Raw genomic sequence first — 1,779 nt, 5'->3', positions numbered from 1 at the left:
AGGCGATCAAACTGGTTGAGATCGTCAGGGGTTTTGAGATTTTTGGCCAGCTCGTTAGCCAGAGCCTGTAACTGTTTTTCGTCCATAAAGTAACCTGCTTTTGATGTTGGATTGAACATATCAAAATCAGGCAATTACACAATCTCGTGTACAGGATCCAGCATGTTGCTTGATGACATTGAAGCACTTTTGATTCAGATAATTCAACTTTTTCGGCCCGAGAGCAAAACGTTGTCGAAATGCAGAGCGAGACAAACGTAAGAAATGATCGTCCGTATAAAACCTACTTCACAGATTTATAACGCGTTATTTTACATCATACGGAGGTGGGATATGCCTTTCTTAAGCGGGAATCTGCAATAAGGAGCTGCTATGTATACGATGATACTGGTCCCTATCGATCTGGAAGAAGAAGGATTAACGCAAAACGCCTTGCAGCATGCAGTACAGTTGGCAAAGGCGTCGGATGCCACGCTTCACTTGTTTCATGCCTTGCCCGATGCCTCAGCCTTCATGTCTGCCTACTCATTTGGTATTAAGGAGTTTGAGAACCAAGCAGTGGTCAAAGCAAACGAGGTGCTTAAAGCGCTGGTGGCAAAGACCGGTCTTCCGGCTGAGCGTGTGCACTATAGCGTAAGCTTTGGATCACCACGCGACGAGACGTTGCAATTAGCGCAAGAGATTGGTGCGGATTTGATCGTGGTCGGCTCACGCAGACCCAATGTTAAAACCTATCTGCTCGGTTCTAATGCTGCGGCCATCGTTCGTCATGCAACGACGACAGTACTGGTCGTCAGATAGCGTTTTGTTGTTGTGTGGCGTTGTCCGTCAGGACGCGCCGCTACAGCAGTGAAAACAGTAATACCAGTGGAAAGCTGAGTGGCCAGGTCAGCCCGATCAGTGCTGAGGCCAGAAAACGCATCAACAGGGATTTATCTCGGCTCAGCAAAAACGTTATCACCATCGCAATGACGGCACCCAACAAGTAGGCATGCTTGATAAATTCCCAGATGGCGTGGTGTGACACAGCAGGTTCCTTTTCGTGGCGGCGCGTTATTCTAATGTGTTAATATATTATAATCAACGCGTTAAGTTTGGTGTTGTGGCACTGATCGCAAGTCATTTACCTTCTCTCCATTGTAAGTAAAATAATTGGTTTACCAATAATTATTATTGTCATCTATTTTCGAAATAATTCAGGTTGCAGCCGGCTTTGTTGAATAATAGTGAGTCATGCTGTTTTGCCAAGCCAGTTTTGGTAGAAAATGCTTGTGCCCTCAGCTGTACAGTTTTCTCATGATGCCTAACTGCATGATTTTGCGTTGCGAGGATCCGTCGTTTCACTGGACTGCCAGCATAAAAACTATTTATTCAACAAAGCCGTTGCAGCCCTGCGATGTTCCTATGATTGCGCTGTGTATGATGACTACCACACAGCGGTGTCGAAATAGGTAACTGATTGAGCCTGCATAGCGTGGTGTCTTTTTCATGACGGAAATATTAAATTTTTGTGTCATGCTAGACTTTATCATACGACTAACATACAGTGCCCTTTTATCTCTTAAAGAAAGGTAAGAAAATGAGTGAGATATCCAGTTTATCCTTAAAGATCCCTCAAGAGTTGAAAGAGCAAATCAAAGCGGTTGCCTTAGAAAATCAGGTTTCCATTAGTGCTGAAGTGGCGGCGCGTTTGGCGAAAAGTTTTACTATTGCTGGGCTTTGTTGAATAATAGGGAATCGTGCTGTTTTGCCATACTTGGTTTGGCGGAAAATGCTTGT

The 1,779-nt window shown here is 44.6% G+C and carries 3 protein-coding genes and 2 pseudogenes; 3 read left to right on the top strand and 2 right to left on the bottom strand.

The features are described 5' to 3' along the window. Positions 1-126: 126 nt before the first annotated feature. Positions 127-258 (bottom strand): annotated as a pseudogene (locus QZ506_RS21490) (DUF4186 family protein); the annotation flags it as partial. Positions 259-372: 114 nt separating this feature from the next. Between QZ506_RS21490 and QZ506_RS05135 the strand changes: the two are divergent. Then, positions 373-801, top strand: a complete 429-nt coding sequence (locus QZ506_RS05135) for a universal stress protein (protein WP_291969527.1) — start codon at positions 373-375, stop codon at positions 799-801. Positions 802-841: 40 nt separating this feature from the next. On the opposite strand, the gene QZ506_RS05130 is transcribed toward QZ506_RS05135, so the two are convergent. Continuing rightward, a complete protein-coding gene (locus tag QZ506_RS05130; protein ID WP_291969525.1) occupies positions 842-1,027 on the bottom strand; it encodes a GhoT/OrtT family toxin in 186 nt (61 codons plus the stop codon). Positions 1,028-1,322: 295 nt separating this feature from the next. On the opposite strand from QZ506_RS05130, the gene QZ506_RS05125 reads away from it, so the two are divergent. Continuing rightward, positions 1,323-1,451, top strand: a complete 129-nt coding sequence (locus QZ506_RS05125) for a hypothetical protein (protein WP_291969523.1) — start codon at positions 1,323-1,325, stop codon at positions 1,449-1,451. A gap of 128 nt (positions 1,452-1,579) precedes the next feature. Beyond that, positions 1,580-1,705: pseudogene (locus tag QZ506_RS05120) on the top strand (Arc family DNA-binding protein); the annotation flags it as partial. Positions 1,706-1,779 lie beyond the last annotated feature (74 nt).

Origin of the sequence: Candidatus Symbiopectobacterium sp., assembly GCF_020054415.1 — a bacterium.
Taxonomy (GTDB): domain Bacteria; phylum Pseudomonadota; class Gammaproteobacteria; order Enterobacterales; family Enterobacteriaceae; genus Symbiopectobacterium.
This window is presented reverse-complemented; position numbering and strand designations above follow the sequence as displayed.

Coding starts and splice junctions, on each gene's coding strand:
- QZ506_RS05135 (WP_291969527.1), top strand. CDS start 373: ATGTATACGATGATACTGGTCCCTATCGATCTGGAAGAAGAAGGATTA.